Here is a 19,624-nt window from a genome sequence, read left to right as displayed (position 1 = left end):
GGTGAGGGTTCCTCATCTGTCGAGGGGGCCGCTCAGCAACAGCTCACAGACCAGTCGGACGGCCGGATCGTCCAGGTCGAGGCCGGAGATCTTCTTGATGCGGTCCATGCGGTAGCGCAGCGTCGTGACGTGCACCCCGACAGCACGGGCCGCCTCTCCGGCGTTGCCGCCCGCGCGGAGGTAGGCACCGAGCGTTCCGACATGGTCGGTGCCGCGCGCACGGTCTTCCGAGGCCAGGCACTCCAGGCCGGGCAGCCTCAGCTCGGAGCGCTGGGCCAGGGTCTGTCGCACCTCGCCCAGGATCACCTGCGCCTGGACCTCCTCGTAGCGAACGAAGCGGGCGGCGGGCCCGGCGTCGTCCCGGAGGACGTTCAGCCCGTTCTCCGCCTCGACGCGCCGTTGGTTGAGCCGGCCCAGACCCGGTTCGACCGCGCTGACCGCTCCCAGCAGACGTCCCGGCAACACGGGCACCGAGCGATTCACGACCTCCTGCCCCAGCCGCGTCACTCCGTGGTCCACCGTTCCTCCGGGGACGGCCAGGATGGCGAAGACCGTGTGTCCCACGCGGCTCACGGCCGCTTGCCATCGGTACGCCTCGCACGCCAGGGAGACATGGTCGGTGATGCGGTCCCACACCTCTTCCGCCAGAGCCTCGTGCACGGCCGGGGCGAAAGCCATCACGGCGAGGGCCGCGTTCCTGGGCAGCCCGAGCTCGTCGGCGTAACGATGCAGCTGTCCCCGGCCGTCCAGGAGGGACCGCACGAGGCTGCCCCGCCAGAGCCGCTCCGCCTTGTGTCCTTCCTGGTGCCGCAGCAGGTGCGGTACGGCCAGCTCGGCCGCCCCTCTGAGTGCTTCGCTCGCGTCCCGCGGCAACGGATGATCGCCTTCGGCGACCCACATGATGCCCAGCAGTTGGCTGCCGGACCGCACGGCGGTGATCAGCCGCCGGTGCGCACGCCCGGGGCCGGAGTCGAGGTCCACCACGTCGGACGTGCTCCGCAGCCGTTCGAGGCTCCCGGTGCGCTCCAGGTACTCCAGCCACTCCGGCGGAATGCGCCGCCCGAGGATCGCGGTGTCCCGCCCCCGGTCCATGGACCCGATGAAGGACGAGTAGGCCAGGACGCGGAAGTTCGAGTCCTCGATGATCACGGGCCCGCCGGTCCGGTCGGCGAAGGAGTCGGCGAGGGCGAAGAGGTCACCCAGCGGGATGTCGCTCGCCGTGTCGGACGTGCCCGCGGCCCCGGCCGGTCCGCTCCTGGTGACGTCCATGGCGGTGTTGATCGCGGTCAGCCAGGGGGTGGCCCCCCGAAGAAACAGCAGGGGCACGCCGTGGCGCTGCGCGGCGTCCGCCCACTCGGCGTGCCCCTGGGGCCGGGCCGGCTCACGGACGACGACGGCGGCACATCGTGTGCGGCGCGCTGTGCCGAGTACGTCCTCGCGCTCCCCGTCCCCGGCCGCACACGCGGCGAAGAGCAGCGTCCCGGGCGTGCAGTCGGTCCCTGAGGCGCCCTCCCAGAGGGCGACGCCGGAGTAGGTCTCCGCGGCGGACGTGGGTGTCATGAGCACGACTCCTGCGCCCAGGCGCCGCGCCAGTTCTTCGAGGGTTGTCATGGTCGCTCTCGCTCCGCCGGATGAAGGAACTCACGTCCCGGTTTTCCTCTGTTCAAAGGAAGCCGCAGGAACGGTTCAAGCCTACTTTGTTGCCCTGACGTCAACGGCGAATGTCCATCAAGCGTCCCGTGGACAACTGATCGTTCGTTTCCCTCGGCTCCGGAGATTCAGGAGGAGTAGTGCTTCTGTCGTCCATGGAAGGCGGACAACGAGGTGTCCTGGCGGAGAAATCCTGCATTGTCACCGGCGGTTGTCGGGGACTCGGCCTGGAGATCTCCCGTGAACTCGTGAAAGCAGGTGCTCGGCTGGTCGTCACCGGCAGGGACCAAACCGCACTCGATTCCGCCGTGCGAGACCTTTCCCGGACCGGAGCCCAGGTCATGGGAGTGAGATGCGATGTGCGGGACGAAAGGGCCGTGACGGAACTGGCGGCTCGTGTCGATTCCGAGTGGGGAAGCATCGACGTCCTCGTCAACAACAGCGGAATCGCCGGACCGACAGCGCCTCTGTGGGAATCCACCGTGGCGGAATGGCGGGAGACCCTGGACGTCAACCTGCTGGGCACGTACCTCTGCTGCCGCGCCGTACTGCCGTTCATGATCGAGAAGAAGTCCGGCAGCGTCATCACCATAGGGTCCATGACCGGGAAGCGTCCTTTGTTCGGCCGTACCAGTTATGCGGCCAGCAAGACCGCGCTCATCGGTTTCACCCGCAATCTCGCACTCGACGCGGGTCCGTTCGGCGTGCGCGCCAATCTTGTCTCGCCGGGCCCGCTGGAAGGAGATCGAATCCAGCAGGTTTTCGAGGCGCAGGCGTCCAGCCGGGGTGTGGCGGTGGAGACCGCCCGGGAGGAAATGCTGTCCCAGTCACCGCTGCGAAGACTTGTCCCCCAGGTCGACGTGGCGCGCGCCGTGACCTTTCTCGCCAGTGACGCCGCCGCCTCCATCACCGGCGAGGACCTCAACGTTTCCGCCGGCATCGTCATGCACTAGCGATCCACCCCATGCCACCCCATGCTCCGAAGAATCGGGAAGGGCTCGACTCATGGAACTCATCGATCTCTCACAGGAGATCTACGAAGGAATGATGGTCTATCCGGGCCATCTGAAGACCGTCGTCTTCGACCACGCGACACACGAAGAAACCGCACAGCGGTTCGTGGGAGGATTCTCCTTTCAGACCAAGGGGCTCATGATCAACGACAACGGGCCGACCCACGTCGACTCGTTCTCCCATCTCGACCCCTCTCCCGACGCCCTCACCATCGACCGGATGCCCCTGGACCTGTTCCACGGAACAGCGGTGTGCCTCGACGTGTCGGCCGTCGCTCCCCGCACCGACATCACCGCGGAGCACCTGGACAGGGCCGAAGCCGCGGTCCGGGTGTCGGTCCGTCCCGGCGACATCCTGCTCCTCCACACCGGGACGCACGGCCGCCACGCGGGCAAGCCCGAGTACCTCACCGAGTTCCCCGGGCTCGGGCGGTCCGGCGCCGAGTGGATCGCGGAGCGGGGAGTGAAGACGTTCGGCGTGGACAGCCCCACCCCGGACAACCCCTCCAGCCAGGTCTACCCCTGCCACATGATGTGCCGCGCCACCGGCATCACCCACTACGAGAACCTCGCCAATCTCGATCGCCTGATCGGCAAGCGCTTCGTCTTCAGCGGCTTCCCCATCAAGCTCGTAGGCGGTCACGGCGGCCCCACCCGCGCCGTCGCGCTTCTCGACACCGCATCCGACAACGCCCAGTAAGGAGTTCCCCCATGCCTCGTACGGTTCTCAAGGACGCCGCGGGTGCCGCCACATCTCGCGAGCTCACCCAGGTGCAGGACACGGTCCGTTCCGTCATCGACGACATCCGCACCCGCGGTGACGTGGCCGTCCGTGAGTACTCCCAGAAGTTCGACGGATGGTCTCCCGACTCGTTCCGGCTCAGCACCGACGCCATCAAGAAGATCATCGCCGAGGTCCCGGACCAGGTCATCGCCGACATCGAGTTCGTACAGGCGCAGATCCGGCGCTTCGCGCAGGCACAGAAGGACTCCCTGTCGGAAGTGGAGATCGAGACCCTGCCCGGCGTCCGGCTCGGACACAAGCACATACCCGTCGCGGCAGCCGGGGCCTACGTCCCGGGAGGCCGCTACCCGCTGACGGCCTCGGCCCACATGACGATCGTCACGGCCAAGGTGGCCGGTGTGCCGCGAGTCGCCGCGTGCACTCCCCCCATCCGAGGAGAGATCCCCAGCGCCACCGTGGCGGCCATGCATCTGGCCGGCGCCGACGAGATCTACCTCCTGGGCGGTGTGCAGGCCGTGGCCGCGCTGGCCGTGGGAACCGAGACCGTGGACCGCGTCGACCTCATCGCCGGGCCGGGCAACCAGTACGTCGCGGAGGCCAAGCGGCAGCTGTTCGGCGAAGTGGGCATCGACCTGTTCGCGGGCCCCACCGAGACCCTCGTCATCGCGGACGAGACGGCCGACCCCTTCATCGTCGCGGTCGACCTGCTCAGCCAGGCCGAGCACGGTCCGGACTCACCGTCGGTGCTGATCTCCACCAGCAGGGAAGTGGCCCAGCAGGCGCTCGCCCATGTGGAGGACATCCTCCCGGGCATGCCCACCCGCGACTTCGCGGAACCCGCGTGGCGCGACCACGGTCAGGTCCTCGTGGTGGACACCCTCGACGAGGCCTTCGCCCTGGCCGACACGTTCGCCTCCGAGCACGTCCAGGTGCTCACGGCGGAGCCGCGCCTGGCCCTGGAGAAGATGCACGACTACGGGGCCCTCTTCCTCGGCGAGGGCACATGTGTGAGCTACGGGGACAAGGTCATCGGCACGAACCACGTGCTGCCGACCCGTGGGGCCGCCCGGTACACCGGCGGGCTGTGGGTGGGCAAGTACCTCAAGACCGTTACCTACCAGCAGGTGGACAATCAGAAGTCCAGCGCCCTTCTGGGCGAGCTGTGCGGCAGGGCGGCGCGTGTCGAACTGTTCGAAGGCCACGCCCGGTCCGGTGACGTCCGCCACGCCAAGTACAGCGGCACTCCTCTGTCGTGGAGCGACCACTCCTTCCCCCAGCAGCCGGCGTGACGGCAGACCCGAAAGTGGACTCACCCATGCTGCATCAGAATGTCGACAACGGTGGCGCCGCCACCTCTGCGGGTCTGCGGATCACGCGCCGCCAGTGGCTGACGCTCACGGGCACCACACTCGGCTGGGGGCTGGAAGGCTTCGACGCGAGCCTGTACACGCTCATCATCGTGCCGGCCGTCACCGATGTGCTCGGTGCCGGGGCGAGCCCGGCCGACATCAGCTACCACACCGGTCTGGCCGTCGCGATCTTCCTCATCGGCTGGGCCCTGGGCGGTCTGGCGTTCGGGATGCTCGCCGACCACCTCGGCCGGGTGCGGGTGCTGACCTTCAGCATCGTCCTCTACGCCACCGCCACCGCCGCTTCGGCACTTGCGCAGAACTACTGGCAACTCGCCGCCCTGCGATTCCTCGCCGGTCTGGGATCCGGAGTGGAAGCCCCGGTGGGCGCGGTCCTCATGGCGGAGACATGGAACAACCGCTACCGGGCCCGAGCCATCGGCATCATGATGTCGGGCTTCGCCGGCGGCTTCTTCCTCGCCTCCGTGGTGTACGGAGCGATCGGCGGCCACGGCTGGCGGATCAGCCTGCTCGTCGCGATCCTTCCCGCCGGGATCGCCCTGTTCGTCCGCAAGCACATCCACGAGCCCGAAGCCATGGTGGAAGTACGCCGACGGCGCGCGGAGCGCAAAGCCGCCGCGACGCGCTCGCCACAGGACCGCTTCATCCTGGCGCAGTTGTTCACTCCGCCCCTGCTGCGCCGTATGGTGCCCTGTCTTCTGATCCAGACCGGAGCCCTGTTCGCCTTCTGGTCGATCTCGACCTGGACCCCACCCATCATCAAGCAGCTGGCCTCCGCCGACGGGCTCAGCGACACGGTGGCGCTCTCCCACGTGTCCACGGCCACGGCCATGCTCAATCTCGGTGGTGTGGTGGGCTACGCCAGTTGGGGCTTCATCGCCGACGCCGTCGGACGCCGAGGAGCCTTCCTGATCAGTTTCACCGTGACGCTGGTCAGCAGCATCGTGCTGTTCCCCTTCGACCGCTCCTACGGCACGTACCTGCTGCTCCTGCCGGCGGTCGGCTTCGGCATCTTCGGCGCTCTCGGCGGGCCCTGTGTGTACTTCCCCGAGATCTTCCCCACCAGGGTGCGGGCGTCGTCCATCGCCGTCAGCAACTCGGTGGGACGGCTCCTGACGGCCGGCGGACCGCTGCTGGCGAGTTCGATCGCCACGCGCTACTTCGACGGTGATCTGGGCGTGGCCGTGACCGTCGTGTCCTGCCTGGTCCTGCTGTCCGTCGTCGGTGCGCTCATGGCACCGGAGACCCGGGGCGCGTTCCTGGAGGAACCCGAGACATCGAAAGGCGTGGGACTGTGATGGCCGATGAGGACGAGCGCCGCCCGGAGGGCATCCGCGTGGACTGGGACGTCCCGATCACCATGGACGACGGCGTCACCCTGCGGGCCGACGTCTTCCGGCCGACCGCGGAGGGACGGTACCCGGTACTGATCACCTGCGGTCCCTACGCGAAGGGCCTGGCCTTCCAGGACGGCTACCCCAGTGCCTGGGAGAAGATGGTCGAGGAGCACCCCGACGTCATCGACGGATCGTCCGGCATCTACCAGAACTGGGAGGTGGCGGACCCGGAGAAGTGGGTACCGCACGGCTACGTGTGCGTCAGGGTGGACTCTCGCGGGTGCGGTCGCAGTCCGGGCTTCATCGACCACTTCTCGCCGCGGGAGACGAAGGACTACCACGACTGCATCGAGTGGGCCGCCGATCAGCCCTGGAGCAACGGGAAGATCGGGATCACCGGTATCTCGTACTACGCCATGAACCAGTGGCTGGTCGCCTCCTCCCAGCCCCCGCACCTCGCCGCCATCTGTGTGTGGGAGGGCGCGTCGGACTGGTACCGGGAGCTGGCCAGGCACGGAGGCATCCTGTGCACCTTCGCCGAGCACTGGTACGACATGCAGATCAAGACCGTGCAGTACGGCGTCGGAGGAGGCGGACCGCGCTCGCGGGTCACCGGCGCCCTCGTGTGCGGCGACGAGACGCTGCCGGAGAGCGAGCTGTCCGCCAACCGCATCGACTACGCGGGCAGTCTCCGCGAGCACTTCCTTGAGGACGACCACTGCCGTGCGCGCATGCCCGACTTCGCGAAGATCACCGTCCCGTTGCTGTCCGCGGGGAACTGGGGCGGGCAGGGACTCCATCTCCGCGGCAACGTCGAAGGGTTCCTCCGTTCGGCGTCCGAGCAGAAGTGGCTGGAGATCCACGGCCTGGAGCACTGGACCCACTTCTACACCGACTACGGGGTGAGCCTCCAGCGCCGGTTCTTCGACCACTTCCTGAAGGGGGAGGACAACGGCTGGGACCGCGAGCCCCCTCTGCAACTGCAGATCCGGCACGCCGACGGCACCTTCACCCGGCGCCGTGAGAACGCCTGGCCCCTGCCGAGCACCCGATGGACCCGCGCATACCTCGACGCCGGTCGGTCGACGCTCGAACCGCTGCAGCCGCCGGCACAGGAGTCCGTCACGTTCGACGCCCTGGGCGAAGGCGTCACGTTCACCATGCCGGCCGTGGCCCACGACACCGAGATCACCGGACCGCTGGCCGCCCGGCTCTTCGTGGAGTCGAGCACCACCGACGCGGACCTGTTCCTGGTGGTGCGGGCCTTCGGGCCGGACGATTCCGAGGTCGTCTTCCGCGGCGCCATCGACCCGCACACGCCCGTCACCCAGGGCTGGCTGCGGGCCTCCCACCGCAAGCTCGACCCCGAGCTGAGCACCCCCCATCGTCCCTACCTCGCCCACGACGAGGTCCAGCCACTGACCGCAGGAGTGATCCACCAGCTCGACATCGAGATCTGGCCCACGTCCCTCGTGCTGCCCAAGGGCCACCGCCTCGCGCTGACCGTCCAGGGCAAGGACTACGAGTACCCCGACGCGGGTGTCGCCCGCCTGAGCAACTTCAAGAACGACCTGCGTGGATCGGGTCCCTTCCTGCACGACGATCCCACGGACCGTCCCCAGGACACCTTCGGCGGTCGAACCACCCTGCACACCGGCGGCAGCAGGGAGTCCTTCCTGCTGCTGCCCGTCGTACCGGACGTCTCCGGCTGACACGCACCACCACCGCGCGCTGTCCCACCATCGGGACAGCGCGCGGAGCCCCGCCGAAGCCGTGCCTACGCCCTTGCGGCGTCGGAGCCGTCCCGGACGACCGCGGGCCGGCGGAGCGGGAGGCCCGCGGCGTCGTAGACGGCGTCCACCACGGTCATCGTCCGTACCGCGTCCGCCGCGTCCGTCAGCACCGGGCCGTTGTCGAGCACCGCCGCGGCGAACGCGTCGAGTTGGAAGGCGTAACTGGGACGCCGGGACAGTTTCTCCACCCGTCGGCGTTCCCCCTGCCCGCGCACCGTGATCCGATGTCCGGCGTGCGGCAGCAAGGGGTTCCACACCCTCATCTCGCCGCGGTCGCCGACGGCCCGGACGCTCAGGCGCACGAGGTCCGACGACCACAGCGAACCGACGATGTGCCCGGTGACGCCGTCCGGGAAGGCGAGGTCCGCCCGGATCGCTCGTTCCACGCCGGGGGAGCGGAGTTTCGCCCGCGCGTGCACGACCTCGGGTTCCGCGTCGGCCAGCGTCCTCACCATGTGGACCGCGTAGCAGCCCGGGTCCATCAGGGCACCGCCCGCCAGGCCGAGTTGATAGCGGATGTCCGAACGCTTCGGAACCGGCCCGCACAGAGCCGCCTCCACATGCCGCAGCCGCCCCAGCTCACCGGAGCGCACGATGTCGACCATCCGGTGCGCCACCGGGTGGTAGCGGTAGTGGACGGCCTCCATCACCACCAGACCGGTTTCCTCCGCGACCTTCAGCACCGCACGGGCCTCCTCCGCGTTGGCGGTGAAGGGCTTCTCGCACAGCACGTGCTTCCCCGCACGCAGGGCCGCCATCGTCCAGTGCCCGTGCAACCCGTTGGGAAGGGGGTTGTAGACCGCGTCGATCGACGGATCGTCGAGCAACTCACGGTAGGAACCGTGTACTCGGTCGATGCCGTGTTTGGCGGCGAACGCTTTTGCCCTCCCGCTGTCGCGCGCCGCGACGGCCCCGATCTCCACGTTCGGGGTCAGCCGCGCGGGCTTGACGACGGCGTCGGGCGCGATCTTCGCCGCGCCCAGGATTCCGATGCGCAGCAGTTCGTCACTCACCGTACCGACACCCCTGTGAATCGTGCACATGCTTCATGGGGAGGAGCTTCGTCGGCCCGTCGGGACGGGACCAGACCCTGACGTGGTCACCCAGGAGGGAACAGCCGGGCGGGCCGACCCGCGTGTCCGCGGTTGTGGGATCATCGGGCGATGGGCCAGAGGCGAAACCCGGAGTTCGGCGACTTCCTGCGGTCACGGCGTGCCGCGCTCTCCCCGGCCGAGGCCGGCTTCGCCCTGTACGGTCCGGCACGTCGGGTGCCCGGCCTGCGGCGCGAAGAGGTGGCCGAGCTCGCGGGGATCAGCGTGCACTACTACACGCGCATCGAGCAGGGCGAGACCCACCACCTCTCCGACTCGGTCCTGGCAGGTCTGGCGAACGCCCTCCGTCTCGGCCCGGTCGAACGCCGGCACCTCGTCCGGCTGGCCCGTGCGCCGCACCGGCGTCGACACCGGCCCGACGACGGCGAGGTGAGGGACTCCGTACGGGCCATCGTCGAGGAGAACACGGGACAGGCCGCGTTCCTGCTCGGGCCCCGAGCCGACCTCCTCACGGCCAACCCCCTCGGGTACGCGCTGCTCGGCGTCCCACCCGGCCGGCGTGCGAACCTGGCCCGTCTGGTCTTCCTCGAACCGGCGGCACGTGAGCTGTTCGTGGGCTGGGAGGAGGAAGCACGTCAGGTGACGGCCTTCCTCCGCATGGCATCGGGCTCCTGGGCGGCGGGTGACCAGGAGCTGGCCGACCTGATCGGCGAACTGTCCGACCGGAGCGAGGAGTTCGCCCATGCGTGGCGAACCCACTCCGTCGCGGACTGTCTGCCCAGGACCCAGGAGTGCCGTCACCCGCACGTCGGACACCTCACCCTGAGAGTGGAGAGCCTGCGGCTCCCGGACGCCCCCGGCAGGATCGTCGTCTTCTGCGGAGCACCCTCCGGTTCACCCACGGCGGACCGGCTGCGCCTCCTCGGCTCCATGGCGGCACCTCAGGGGGCCGGCTCGTCTCCGAGAACCACCTGAACGAGGTCGTCCGCTACCTGGCGGCGGGGCGCGCCCTCCGCACCCTCGGAATCGTCGCCGGTGGGCGCGGGTCGGACCGTCCCGGACGTGTCGTGCAACCGGCCTTCTTCCCGGCGGCGTCGGGCAGGAGCTGTTCCGCCCAGATGCTCTTGCCGCTCGGGGTGTAGCGGGTTCCCCAGCGGTTGGTGAGCGCGTCGACCAACTGGAGTCCCCGGCCGTCCTCGTCGGTGTCCGCCGCCCTGCGGATCCTCGGCATGGTGTGGCTGCTGTCGGACACTTCGCAGATCAGGCTGCGGCTGTGCAGCAGGCGCAGGGCGATCGGGCCCTTGGCGTGCCGGACCACGTTGCCGACCAGCTCGCTGACGACGAGTTCGGTGGTCGTCAGCAGATCGTCCAGACCCCACGCGCGCAGTTGTACGCGGACGTGGTCGCGGGCTTCGCCCGCCGCTCTCGGATCGTGCGCCAGGGTCCAGGAGGCGATGTCCTCCGGGTCGAGCGCACGGGTGCGGGCGACGAGCACGGCGGCGTCGTCGCGTGTCTGCCCCTGGCCGGGCAGCAGGGCGTCGACCAGGCCGTCGCAGAGGCTGTCGAGCGAGCCGGAGCTGTACGTCGCGGCCAGATACCCGGCGAGGCGGCCCATGCCCTGGTCCAGGTCGCGCACGGCGGACTCGATCAACCCGTCGGTGTAGAGCACGAGGAGTGACCCTTCGGGGATCTCCGTCTCCGTGACGTCGAAGGGCGGGGCGGCGGCCCCGAGCGGCGGATTGCGAGGCAGGTCGGGGAAGCGGACGGTGCCGTCGGGATGCACCACGGCCGGTGGCGGGTGACCCGCGGTGAGGATCGAGCAACGGCGGTCGGTCGGGTCGTAGATGACGCACAGACAGGTCGCGTAGGAGTCGTCACCGAGATCGCCGACCAGGGAGTTGAGATGGAAGAACAGCTCGTCGGGCGGCAGTTCGAGATCGGCGAGGGTACGGACCGCGGTGCGCAGGCGTCCCATGGTGACGGCTTCCGACAGGCCGTGGCCCATCACGTCGCCGACGATCAGCGCCACCCGGTCGGCGGAGAGCGGGATGACGTCGTACCAGTCGCCGCCGACGTCCATGTCCTGCGTGGCGGGTACGTAGCGGGCCGTCGCGCTGAGGGCCGGCAGGCTGGGCAGGGTCCGCGGCAGCAGCCCTCGTTGCAGTTCCTGGGCCCGGCGGTGTTCGGCGTCGTACAGCCGGGCCCGCTCCAGCGCCTGGGCCACCAGCCCTGTCAGCGCGGTGAGGAGAGTGCGCTCCTCACCGCGGAACGCACGTGGCTCGTCGAAGCAGATGACGCACACACCGACCGAGCGGTCCGACACGACCAGCGGCAGGAACGCCCAGGCCTTGTGATCGCTGGCGCGCGGCACGTCGGCCATCGGCGGGTAGCGGCGAACGAACTCCGCGGGGGAGCAGATGAAATTCGGCACCCGGTCGGTGAGGGCACGCATCGTCGGCGGGGTGTCCTCGACCCGGATGCCTTCGATCCGTCGGAGAAACCGCGCGGAGTATCCTCTCGCGCCCACCAGGAAGACCCGTCCGCGCTCCTGGACCCACACACCGACCGCCGCCGCGTCGAACAGGGGCAGCAGACGGCCGGCCATCACATCCACGACATCGGGGCCGGTCACCGCCGAGGCGAGAGCCCGGGTGAGATCCGCGATCGGGCTGGTCCGCTCCACGCGCCGACCCCCTCACATCGTTCACATGATACTCCGCGGGCTCGTGTGATCACGGCGCCGGTGAGCGTGGTCAGCAGCCGCTCCCGTACGTGCTCGGTCGGCAGGTCAGGGGTCGGTCCTCTTTGCGACGGCGGACAGGTGGTACCGGCTCTTCCAGAGGCTTGACCAGGGCCTTCGGGGGCCGTCGCAGATCCAGATGGGCAGGCCGTACGCCTGGTCGCGGATGTGCAGGTGATGGGTCACGGTTCCGGCCGGCCCCGTAGAAGTCCAGGGCCGCCGCCGTGCCGTGGACGTCGGTGACGATGGCCGTGTTCGGGCGGTCGGCCGCGGGTGACGAGGCGTGGACCACGGCGGTCCGGTCGGCCGGTTCCGGCCGTCCCACCATGTCCTTGGACAGCCCGTCGGGCATGGCGTGCAGCGCCGAGGCGGGGTACAGCGGGAGCGGGATCGGCACCGGTGAATACCCCGCACGGCGACGACGCGCCCTCCGGGCCGCCGACTCACAGGTCGTGCTCGTCCAGCCCCTTGATCGCTCCCAGCCGGTGGGCGTCGAGCAACGCGACCACCCGGTCCGCGTCGCCGGCCTCGGCGGCCCGAAGGATCTCCGCGTGTTCGTGATGGTTGCTGCGGCGGGTGTCGCGGTTGTCGAGGACCTTGGCGCGATAGTGGTCGGAGCGGTCCCACAGTGAGGTGAGCACGCCCGTCATCTGCGGCCCGCTGCCCGGTCCCAGCAGGGCGAAGTGGAAGCGGCGGTCGGCGGCGAGGAAGGCGATCAGGTCTCCGGCTTCGTCCGCCTCCCGCATCCGGGCCGCGGCGGCTCTCATCTCCTCGACCACCGCGGGGGTCATCGAGGGCATGCCCTGACGGATGGCCATGCCCTCCAGGGCGGCCCGGATCGCGCAGATCTCCAGCAGGTCCTCGCGGCTGTACGCGCTCACGAAGAACCCCCGGCGCGGGGCGAAGACCACCTGCCCCTCGCCCTGGAGGGACTTGAGCGCCTCGCGCACGGGGATCACCGACAGACCCAGACGGGCCGCGACGGCCTCCTGGGTGATCTGCGCGCCGGGGGAGTACTCCCCGGTGAGGATGAGGTCCCGTATCTCACGCAGAGCGACGTCGTGGGCGCTCACGGTGCGACGGGGTGCGGAGGTGCTCATGCCTACGAGTAAAGCAACCGTCCCTTGTTTTTTCTACTTTATAAGATCTAGGATCGAAGATGTGGACGACAACGCTGTGGACATCCCCAACTACGTCGGCGGCCGCCCCGTGCGGACCGGACGCACCTTCGCCAAGGTCAGCCCGGTCGACGGCCAGGTGATCGGCCAGGTGCACGAGGCGGACGCACAGACCGTCGATCAGGCGGTGCGGGCCGCGCGCACGGCCCTGGACGGAGCGTGGGGGCGGACCTCCGTCCCGGAGCGCGCGGCCCTGCTGAGGCGGATCGCCTCGCGCATCGAGGAACGGTTCGACGACCTCGTCACGGCCGAGTCCGCCGACACCGGCAAGCCGTTGCACCTGGCCCGCACGCTCGACGTCGCGCGGGCGGTCGCGAACTTCCGCTCCTTCGCCGACACGGTCTCCGCCCACGGCATGGAGTCCTTCGTCACCGAACTCCCCGACGGACGACGTGCGTTGAACTACGCCGTCGGCAAACCCCTGGGCGTCGTCGCGGTCGTCGTCCCCTGGAACCTGCCGCTGCTCCTGCTCACCTGGAAGGTCGCGCCCGCCTTGGCGTGCGGCAACGCCGTCGTCGTCAAACCGTCCGAGGAGACACCGTCCAGCGCGACACTCCTGGCCGAGATCATGGACGAGGCGGGCGTTCCCGACGGTGTGTACAACGTGGTGCACGGCTTCGGTCCGGGCTCGGCGGGCGAACACCTCACCACCCACCCGGGCATCGACGGCGTCACGTTCACGGGAGAGTCGGCGACCGGCTCGGCCATCATGCGCGCCGTGGCCCCCCGGGTCAGGCCGGTCTCGTTCGAACTGGGCGGCAAGAACGCCGCGGTCGTGTTCGCCGACGCCGACCTGGAGCGGACCGTCGACGGTCTGGCGCGCTCGGTGTTCACCAACACCGGCCAGGTCTGTCTGTGCACCGAGCGCGTCTACGTGGAGCGACCGGTGTTCGACGACGTGGTGTCCGGTCTGGCCGAGCGTGCCGCCGCGCTGGCCCCGGGCCGTCCGGAGGACCCGGACACCACGTTCGGGCCGCTCATCTCGGCCGCCCACCGGGAAAAGGTGCGTTCCTACTACGAGTTGGCGAAGCAGGAAGGCGCACAGGTCGTCACCGGCGGGGGAGTACCGGCACTGGGCGCGGACCTCGCCGGCGGCGCCTGGATCGAGCCCACGGTGTGGACCGGCCTCACCAACTCCCACCGAACGGTGCGCGAGGAGATATTCGGGCCTGCCGCGGCCGTGATCCCGTTCGACGACGAGGCGGAGGCGGTACGCCTCGCCAACGACACGGAGTACGGCCTCGCCGCGGCGGTCTGGACGACGAACCTGGAACGCGCGCACCGCGTCGCCCAGCAGATGCGCGTCGGACTCTCCTGGGTGAACACCTGGTTCCTGAGAGAACTGCGCGCGCCCTTCGGCGGAGTGGGCCTGTCGGGCATCGGCCGCGAGGGAGGCACGCACTCCCTGCACTTCTACCAACAGCCCACCAACGTCTGCATCCAGCTCTGAGGAACACCGCATGTCCGACGTCATAGTCGAAGCCGTGTCCCGTCTGCGGACCGCCGACCGGACCAAGGTCGCCTGCGCTCCCGTGCGGGACCTCATCGGGGATCGGGACCTCGACCGCGCGTACGCGGTCCAGGAAGCCACCGTCGCCGCCTGGACGGCCGAGGGCCGCCGGGTCGTCGGCCACAAGATCGGACTGACCTCCTCCGCGGTGCGGAGACAACTGGGCGTGTCCGAGCCGGACTTCGGCACCCTCACCGACGCGATGGCCTACGCGGACGGCGAGCCCGTGCCCCTGCACCGCTTCCTCCAGCCCCGGATCGAGGCCGAGGTCGCCTTCGTCCTCGGACGCGACCTCGACGCCGGACCGTGCACCGTCGCGGACGTGCTGCGGGCCACGGAGTTCCTGCTGCCGGCCGTCGAGATCGTGGACTCCCGGATCGCGGACTGGGACATCACCGTCGCCGACACGGTCGCCGACAACGGCTCCGCCGCCGCGTTCGTCCTCGGCACCACCCCGGTGAAGCCGGACGGCGTCGTGCTCGCCGACATCGGCATGGTGATCGAGCATCGCGGCGAACCCGTGGCGACCGGTGCGGGCGCCGCCTGCCTCGGCTCGCCGGCCGTCGCCGTGACCTGGCTGGCGAACGAACTCGCCCGACGCGGCAGCCCCCTCAGGGCGGGGCAGATCGTCCTGTCCGGCGCGCTGGGGCCGCTCGTCCCCGTGTCCGAGCCCGGTGTCCACCGCGCCCGGCTGGAGGCCCTGGGCAGTGTCCGCGCCGTCTTCGAGGAGGAAACCCCATGACCGTCTGCGCCGCACCCCGCCGTTCCGGCGGCCCGTCGTACCCCGGACGCTCCGCCGGCGGGCGCGCGTCCGCGGACCCGCTCACCGTGCATCCCTCCCCGGCCTCGGACGGCACGCGATGACACACGAAGCGATGGCCGAGGTCCTCGCCGACGCCGCCGCGACGGCCACGGCCGTTCCCCAGCTCAGCCGGGACCACGAGTTCGGCCTCGCCGACGCCTACGCGGTGCAGCGCCTCGTGGTCGACGCGCGCGGCCGGCGCCGTACGGGGGTGAAGCTCGGGCTGACCAGTCGTGCCAAGGCGGCCCAGATGGGTGTCTTCGACGTGATCTTCGGCGAACTGACCGAGGACATGGAGACGGAGGACGGAGGACGACTCTCCGCCGCCCGGTTCATCCACCCCCGGGTCGAGCCCGAGGTCGCCTTCCTCGTCCGCGGCGGCGAGGTCACCGGCGTGGCGCCGGCCCTGGAGGTCATCGACTCGCGCTACCGGGACTTCCGCTTCAACCTCGTCGACGTCGTCGCCGACAACACCTCGGCCGCCGCCTACGTCATCGGACCCTGGCGGCCCGCCGGTACGGACGTCGCCAACCGCGGCGTGGTGCTGGAGATCGACGGCCACGTCGTCGAGACCGGCTCCACGGCCGCCGTCCTCGGCGCCCCGCTGCGCGCCGTCGCCACCACCGCACGGCTGGCCGCCGACATCGGCCTGGCACTGCCGGACGAGACGGTCGTCCTGGCCGGCGCGGCCACCGCGGCGGTCCCCCTCACCCCGGGCACCACGGTCGAGGCCCGCATCTCCGCGCTCGGCCGTGTCGGCTTCACCTACAGCACTTAGGAGACACCCGTGGTTGCTTTCCCGGTACACAACTTCACGCGTTGGGTCGCCGACCACGAGCACCTGCTCAAGCCCCCGGTCAACAACAAGCAGATATGGGAGGAGACCGGAGACTTCATCGTGCAGGCCGTCGGCGGTCCCAACGAGCGCACCGACTACCACGTCGACCCGTACGAGGAGCTGTTCTACCAGATCAAGGGCAGCATGCACGTGAACGTCATGACGCCGGACGGCCCTCAGCGGATCGACCTCGGCGAGGGCGACATGTGGCTGCTGCCCCGCGACACCCCCCACTCCCCGCAGCGTCCGGAAGCGGGCTCGATCGCCATCGTGGTCGAACGCATCAGGGAGGAAGGGACCCGGGAGAAGTTCCAGTGGTACTGCCTCGACTGCAACGCGCTGGTGCACGAGGTGGAGCTCCAGGTGCGGGACATCGTCACCGACCTCCCCCCTGCCTTCGACTCCTTCTACGCGAGCGAGGACGCCCGCACCTGCCCCGCCTGCGGCTCGGTCCACCCCGGCAAGTCGGCCCTCTGACAGGAGACCACGATGTTCGACTCGCACTACCTTCCACTGATCAACGGCAAGTTCACCGCCTTCACCGAGGAGACGTTCCCGGCGAACGACGCCTCCACCGGAGAACAACTCGCGGTCATCACCCGGTCGGGCCAGGCCGAGGTGAACGCGGCCGTCGCCGCGGCCGATGCGGCCTTCCCGGCCTGGGCCGCGACCCCGGCAGGTGAGCGGGCGAAGCTGCTGCTCAAGGTCGCCGACTGGCTGGAGGAGAACACCGAGCGTCTCGTCCGGATCGACGCCCACGACATCGGCCGTACCGTCTTCGAACTCCCCCAGGACTACCGGCAGGCCATCGGCCAGTACCGGTTCTTCGCCGCCGCGATCCTCACGCACGACGGCTGGAACAACGTCGTGCCGGGTGGCTGGGCCATCGCCAAACGCGAACCGTACGGCGTCGTGGGGCAGATCATCCCGTGGAACGTGCCGTCCATCATGGTGAGCTTCAAGCTCGCCCCCGCCCTCGCGGCGGGCAACACCGTCGTCCTCAAGCCGGACGAGAACGCCTCACTGTCCACCATGGAACTGGCGAAGTACCTCGCCGAGATCTTCCCGCCCGGCGTCGTCAACGTCGTCCCCGGCTTCGGCGAGGAGGCCGGAGCCGCGCTCACCGCCCACCCGGGCGTCGCCAAACTCGCCTTCACCGGCTCCACCGAGGTCGGCAAGATCATCGCGCACGCCGGAGCGTCCCGGCTCGCGCCCGTCTCCCTCGAACTCGGCGGCAAGAGCCCCAACATCGTCTTCCCCGACATCGACGACCTGGACGCGGTGGTCGACAACACCACCTTCGCCGCGACCTTCTGCAACGGCCAGTCGTGCCTGGCGGGAACCCGTCTGTTCATCCACGACGACATTCACACCGAGTTCATGGCCAAGCTGACCGACGCCTTCCGCAAGATCCGCGTCGGCTCCCCCCTCGACCCGGCGACCCGGCTCGGCAGCCTCGTCTCCCGCAAGCAGGGCGAGCGCGTCATGAAGTACATCGAGTCCGGCAGGTCCGAGGCGAATCTGATCACCGGCGGTGAACGGATCCAGGTGCCGGGCCACGACGCCGGCTGGTTCATCGCGCCGACCGTCTTCGAGACCTCCAACGACACCACCATCGCCCAGGAGGAGATCTTCGGCCCGGTGCTCTCGGTCATCCGCTGGAACGACTTCGACACCATGATCAAGCAGGCCAACGACATCCGCTACGGCCTGGCGTCCGGCATCTACACCTCGAACCTGCGCAACGCCATGCGCACCGCGGACCGGTTGCAGGCCGGACAGGTGTGGGTCAACCAGTACGTGAACCTGGTCGACGGATCACCGTTCGGCGGGTACAAGGAAAGCGGCCTCGGCCGCGAGGTCTCCAAGGAGACCCTGGACATGTACACCCAGCTCAAGTCCATCATGCTGGCCGAGCAGGTTCCCCCGCCCTTCTACGTGTGAAGCCCCTCGCCCCCGCCGCGCGGCCGGCCGCGCGGCGCCTCACCCGGGACACATCGTGACCACACCCAAGAACGGACCGCACACGGCCTCGGCCCTGGCCGTACCCCGCGGGCGGTTTCCCCACGTCCATGTGTCAGGAGACCTCGTCTTCGTCTCCGGCACGAGCGCCCGCCGACCCGACAACACGATCGCCGGCGCCCACGCCGACGAACTGGGCACCACCACCCTGGACATCCGCGCGCAGACCCGGGCGGTGATCGAGAACATCCGGTCCGTCCTCCAGGAGGTGGGCGCGGACCTGGCCGACACGGTGCAGGTGACCACCTACCTGGTCTCCATGAACGACTTCGGCGGATACAACGAGGTCTACGCCGAGTACTTCGACGAGAACGGGCCCGCCCGCACGACCGTCGCCGTGCACCAACTGCCGCACCCGCACCTGCTCATCGAGATCCAGGCCGTCGCCCGACGGAACGGCTCATGAGCGGACTCGTCGACGTGCACACGCACTTCGTGCCGGACGGGTGGCCGGACCTGACCCGTTGGGCCGGGCCCGAGGCACTGTGGCTGCGCGACGACAAGGTGATCATGCAGGGGGCGCGCGAGTTCCGTGCCGTCGACGCGACCTGCTGGGACGCCGGGCGCAGGCTGGCCGACATGGACGCCGACGGTGTCGACGTCCAGGTCGTCTCGCCGACGCCCGCGTTCTTCCACTACGGGAGACCCGCCGGGGACGCCGCGGAGATCTGCCGCATCTTCAACGACCTCGCCCTGGAGATCACCGCACCGGCCGCCGACCGCCTCGTCCCCTTCTGCCAGGTACCCCTACAGGACCCCGACGCGGCCTGCCGGGAACTCGAACGCTGCGTCGCCGCCGGTCACCGGGGCGTGGAGATCGGCAACCACGTCGGGGACCTCGACCTCGACAGCGCCGGCGTGGTGACCTTCCTCCAGCACTGCGCGGCCCTCGACGTCCCGGTGTTCGTCCACCCCTGGGACATGGCATCCTCCCCCCGGCTCGACCGCTGGATGGCCCAGTGGCTGACCGGGATGCCCGCCGAGACCCATCTCTCCGTGCTGTCCCTCGTCCTCGGCGGGGCCTTCGACACGCTGGACGAACGGCTGAGGATCTGCTTCGCGCACGGCGGAGGCTCCTTCGCCTTCTGGCTCGGCCGGGTCGAGAACGCCTGGCACCGTCGCCGTGGCACGGTCGGCACCTCGCAGTACCCGCCCTCGCACTACCTGGGCCGCTTCTCGGTGGACTCGGTCGTCTTCGACGAACGAGCCCTCCGGCTGCTCGTGGACACCCTGGGCGCGGACCACGTCATGGTCGGCAGCGACTACCCCTACCCCCTGGGTGAACGCCCCGCCGGCGCGGTCGTCGCCAACAGCGGCTTCCTGACGGACGAGCAGCGCTCCCTCATCCTGCGGGGCAACGCCGAACGCTTCCTGGCCCGCGCCTGACCCCTTGCCCGGACCGAGCACGCCGTGGCATGCCCAACAGCCGTGCCACGGCGTGCGGGAACCCGCCCGAGGAGCGACGGTGTCATCGAAGGAGCCGGCGACCGGGGCACTTTCGTCCCGGCACTGGTCGAACTGCACCGCCAGGGCCGGCTGCCGTACGACTGCCTCGTCCGCTTCCACGGCCCGGA

General features: G+C 69.7%; 16 protein-coding genes and 1 pseudogene. 13 read left to right on the top strand and 4 right to left on the bottom strand.

Annotated elements, in window-relative coordinates; translation table 11 throughout:
* Nucleotides 1-12 precede the first annotated feature (12 nt).
* On the bottom strand, nucleotides 13-1,611 hold the full coding sequence (locus tag AB0F77_RS26110; RefSeq protein WP_361953364.1) for a helix-turn-helix domain-containing protein: 1,599 nt from the start codon (nucleotides 1,609-1,611) through the stop codon (nucleotides 13-15).
* Between the two features lie 179 nt (nucleotides 1,612-1,790).
* Between AB0F77_RS26110 and AB0F77_RS26105 the strand changes: the two genes are divergently transcribed.
* From AB0F77_RS26105 to AB0F77_RS26085, 5 genes are read left to right on the top strand one after another with little or no spacing between them, the layout of a single operon-like run.
* Nucleotides 1,791-2,603, top strand: a complete 813-nt coding sequence (locus AB0F77_RS26105; protein WP_361953361.1) for an SDR family NAD(P)-dependent oxidoreductase — start codon at nucleotides 1,791-1,793, stop codon at nucleotides 2,601-2,603.
* Nucleotides 2,604-2,655: 52 nt separating this feature from the next.
* Nucleotides 2,656-3,363, top strand: a complete 708-nt coding sequence (locus AB0F77_RS26100) for a cyclase family protein (RefSeq protein ID WP_361953358.1) — start codon at nucleotides 2,656-2,658, stop codon at nucleotides 3,361-3,363.
* 11 nt (nucleotides 3,364-3,374) lie between these two features.
* Nucleotides 3,375-4,697 (top strand): histidinol dehydrogenase, encoded by a 1,323-nt coding sequence (gene hisD, locus AB0F77_RS26095; protein WP_361953356.1) that lies wholly within the window; start codon nucleotides 3,375-3,377, stop codon nucleotides 4,695-4,697.
* A 26-nt stretch (nucleotides 4,698-4,723) separates the two neighbouring features.
* Nucleotides 4,724-6,076 (top strand): MFS transporter, encoded by a 1,353-nt coding sequence (locus tag AB0F77_RS26090; RefSeq protein ID WP_361953353.1) that lies wholly within the window; start codon nucleotides 4,724-4,726, stop codon nucleotides 6,074-6,076.
* Entirely contained in the window at nucleotides 6,076-7,827 is a 1,752-nt protein-coding gene (locus AB0F77_RS26085) for a CocE/NonD family hydrolase (RefSeq protein ID WP_361953350.1), read from the top strand. The genes AB0F77_RS26090 and AB0F77_RS26085 overlap by 1 nt, the downstream gene beginning before the upstream one ends.
* A gap of 65 nt (nucleotides 7,828-7,892) precedes the next feature.
* Here the strand turns inward: AB0F77_RS26085 and AB0F77_RS26080 are convergent, their stop codons facing one another.
* A complete protein-coding gene (locus tag AB0F77_RS26080) occupies nucleotides 7,893-8,921 on the bottom strand; it encodes a Gfo/Idh/MocA family oxidoreductase (RefSeq protein ID WP_361953347.1) in 1,029 nt (342 codons plus the stop codon).
* Between the two features lie 150 nt (nucleotides 8,922-9,071).
* On the opposite strand from AB0F77_RS26080, the gene AB0F77_RS26075 reads away from it, so the two are divergent.
* Nucleotides 9,072-9,935 carry a helix-turn-helix transcriptional regulator gene (locus AB0F77_RS26075; RefSeq protein ID WP_361953344.1) on the top strand — a complete coding sequence of 288 codons (864 nt, stop codon included), beginning with the start codon at nucleotides 9,072-9,074 and terminating at the stop codon, nucleotides 9,933-9,935.
* A gap of 13 nt (nucleotides 9,936-9,948) precedes the next feature.
* Here AB0F77_RS26075 and AB0F77_RS26070 read toward each other — a convergent pair.
* Both AB0F77_RS26070 and AB0F77_RS26065 read right to left on the bottom strand, forming a co-directional pair.
* A pseudogene (locus AB0F77_RS26070) lies at nucleotides 9,949-11,640 on the bottom strand (SpoIIE family protein phosphatase); the annotation flags it as partial.
* Between the two features lie 503 nt (nucleotides 11,641-12,143).
* Complete coding sequence (locus AB0F77_RS26065) at nucleotides 12,144-12,800, bottom strand: GntR family transcriptional regulator (protein WP_361953341.1); 657 nt, start codon at nucleotides 12,798-12,800, stop codon at nucleotides 12,144-12,146.
* A gap of 109 nt (nucleotides 12,801-12,909) precedes the next feature.
* Here AB0F77_RS26065 and AB0F77_RS26060 point away from each other — a divergent pair, with 109 nt between their 5' ends.
* From AB0F77_RS26060 to AB0F77_RS26030, 7 genes are all read left to right on the top strand, one after another.
* Nucleotides 12,910-14,328, top strand: coding sequence for a 2-hydroxymuconic semialdehyde dehydrogenase (locus tag AB0F77_RS26060; RefSeq protein WP_361953635.1), 1,419 nt, complete (start codon nucleotides 12,910-12,912; stop codon nucleotides 14,326-14,328).
* A 10-nt stretch (nucleotides 14,329-14,338) separates the two neighbouring features.
* On the top strand, nucleotides 14,339-15,130 hold the full coding sequence (locus AB0F77_RS26055; protein WP_361953338.1) for a fumarylacetoacetate hydrolase family protein: 792 nt from the start codon (nucleotides 14,339-14,341) through the stop codon (nucleotides 15,128-15,130).
* A 118-nt stretch (nucleotides 15,131-15,248) separates the two neighbouring features.
* Nucleotides 15,249-15,968 (top strand): fumarylacetoacetate hydrolase family protein, encoded by a 720-nt coding sequence (locus AB0F77_RS26050; protein WP_361953335.1) that lies wholly within the window; start codon nucleotides 15,249-15,251, stop codon nucleotides 15,966-15,968.
* Nucleotides 15,969-15,977: 9 nt separating this feature from the next.
* Nucleotides 15,978-16,505, top strand: coding sequence for a 3-hydroxyanthranilate 3,4-dioxygenase (locus AB0F77_RS26045; RefSeq protein ID WP_361953332.1), 528 nt, complete (start codon nucleotides 15,978-15,980; stop codon nucleotides 16,503-16,505).
* Between the two features lie 12 nt (nucleotides 16,506-16,517).
* Nucleotides 16,518-17,972 (top strand): aldehyde dehydrogenase family protein, encoded by a 1,455-nt coding sequence (locus tag AB0F77_RS26040; RefSeq protein WP_361953329.1) that lies wholly within the window; start codon nucleotides 16,518-16,520, stop codon nucleotides 17,970-17,972.
* Between the two features lie 55 nt (nucleotides 17,973-18,027).
* Nucleotides 18,028-18,456 carry a RidA family protein gene (locus AB0F77_RS26035; RefSeq protein WP_361953326.1) on the top strand — a complete coding sequence of 143 codons (429 nt, stop codon included), beginning with the start codon at nucleotides 18,028-18,030 and terminating at the stop codon, nucleotides 18,454-18,456.
* On the top strand, nucleotides 18,453-19,436 hold the full coding sequence (locus tag AB0F77_RS26030) for an amidohydrolase family protein (RefSeq protein ID WP_361953323.1): 984 nt from the start codon (nucleotides 18,453-18,455) through the stop codon (nucleotides 19,434-19,436). The genes AB0F77_RS26035 and AB0F77_RS26030 overlap by 4 nt, the downstream gene beginning before the upstream one ends.
* Nucleotides 19,437-19,624 lie beyond the last annotated feature (188 nt).

This window comes from Streptomyces sp. NPDC026672, assembly GCF_040638185.1.
GTDB lineage: Bacteria > Actinomycetota > Actinomycetes > Streptomycetales > Streptomycetaceae > Streptomyces.
Note: the sequence above shows the minus strand (reverse complement) of the source record. Positions and strands in the feature narration are given on the sequence as shown.

Excerpts from the sequence above, each read along its gene's own strand:
- AB0F77_RS26030 (WP_361953323.1), top strand. The coding sequence starts at position 18,453 with ATGAGCGGACTCGTCGACGTGCACACGCACTTCGTGCCGGACGGGTGG.
- AB0F77_RS26090 (WP_361953353.1), top strand. The coding sequence starts at position 4,724 with ATGCTGCATCAGAATGTCGACAACGGTGGCGCCGCCACCTCTGCGGGT.
- hisD (WP_361953356.1), top strand. The coding sequence starts at position 3,375 with ATGCCTCGTACGGTTCTCAAGGACGCCGCGGGTGCCGCCACATCTCGC.
- AB0F77_RS26065 (WP_361953341.1), bottom strand. The coding sequence starts at position 12,800 with ATGAGCACCTCCGCACCCCGTCGCACCGTGAGCGCCCACGACGTCGCT.
- AB0F77_RS26110 (WP_361953364.1), bottom strand. The coding sequence starts at position 1,611 with ATGACAACCCTCGAAGAACTGGCGCGGCGCCTGGGCGCAGGAGTCGTG.
- AB0F77_RS26055 (WP_361953338.1), top strand. The coding sequence starts at position 14,339 with ATGTCCGACGTCATAGTCGAAGCCGTGTCCCGTCTGCGGACCGCCGAC.
- AB0F77_RS26050 (WP_361953335.1), top strand. The coding sequence starts at position 15,249 with ATGACACACGAAGCGATGGCCGAGGTCCTCGCCGACGCCGCCGCGACG.
- AB0F77_RS26085 (WP_361953350.1), top strand. The coding sequence starts at position 6,076 with ATGGCCGATGAGGACGAGCGCCGCCCGGAGGGCATCCGCGTGGACTGG.
- AB0F77_RS26100 (WP_361953358.1), top strand. The coding sequence starts at position 2,656 with ATGGAACTCATCGATCTCTCACAGGAGATCTACGAAGGAATGATGGTC.
- AB0F77_RS26075 (WP_361953344.1), top strand. The coding sequence starts at position 9,072 with ATGGGCCAGAGGCGAAACCCGGAGTTCGGCGACTTCCTGCGGTCACGG.
- AB0F77_RS26040 (WP_361953329.1), top strand. The coding sequence starts at position 16,518 with ATGTTCGACTCGCACTACCTTCCACTGATCAACGGCAAGTTCACCGCC.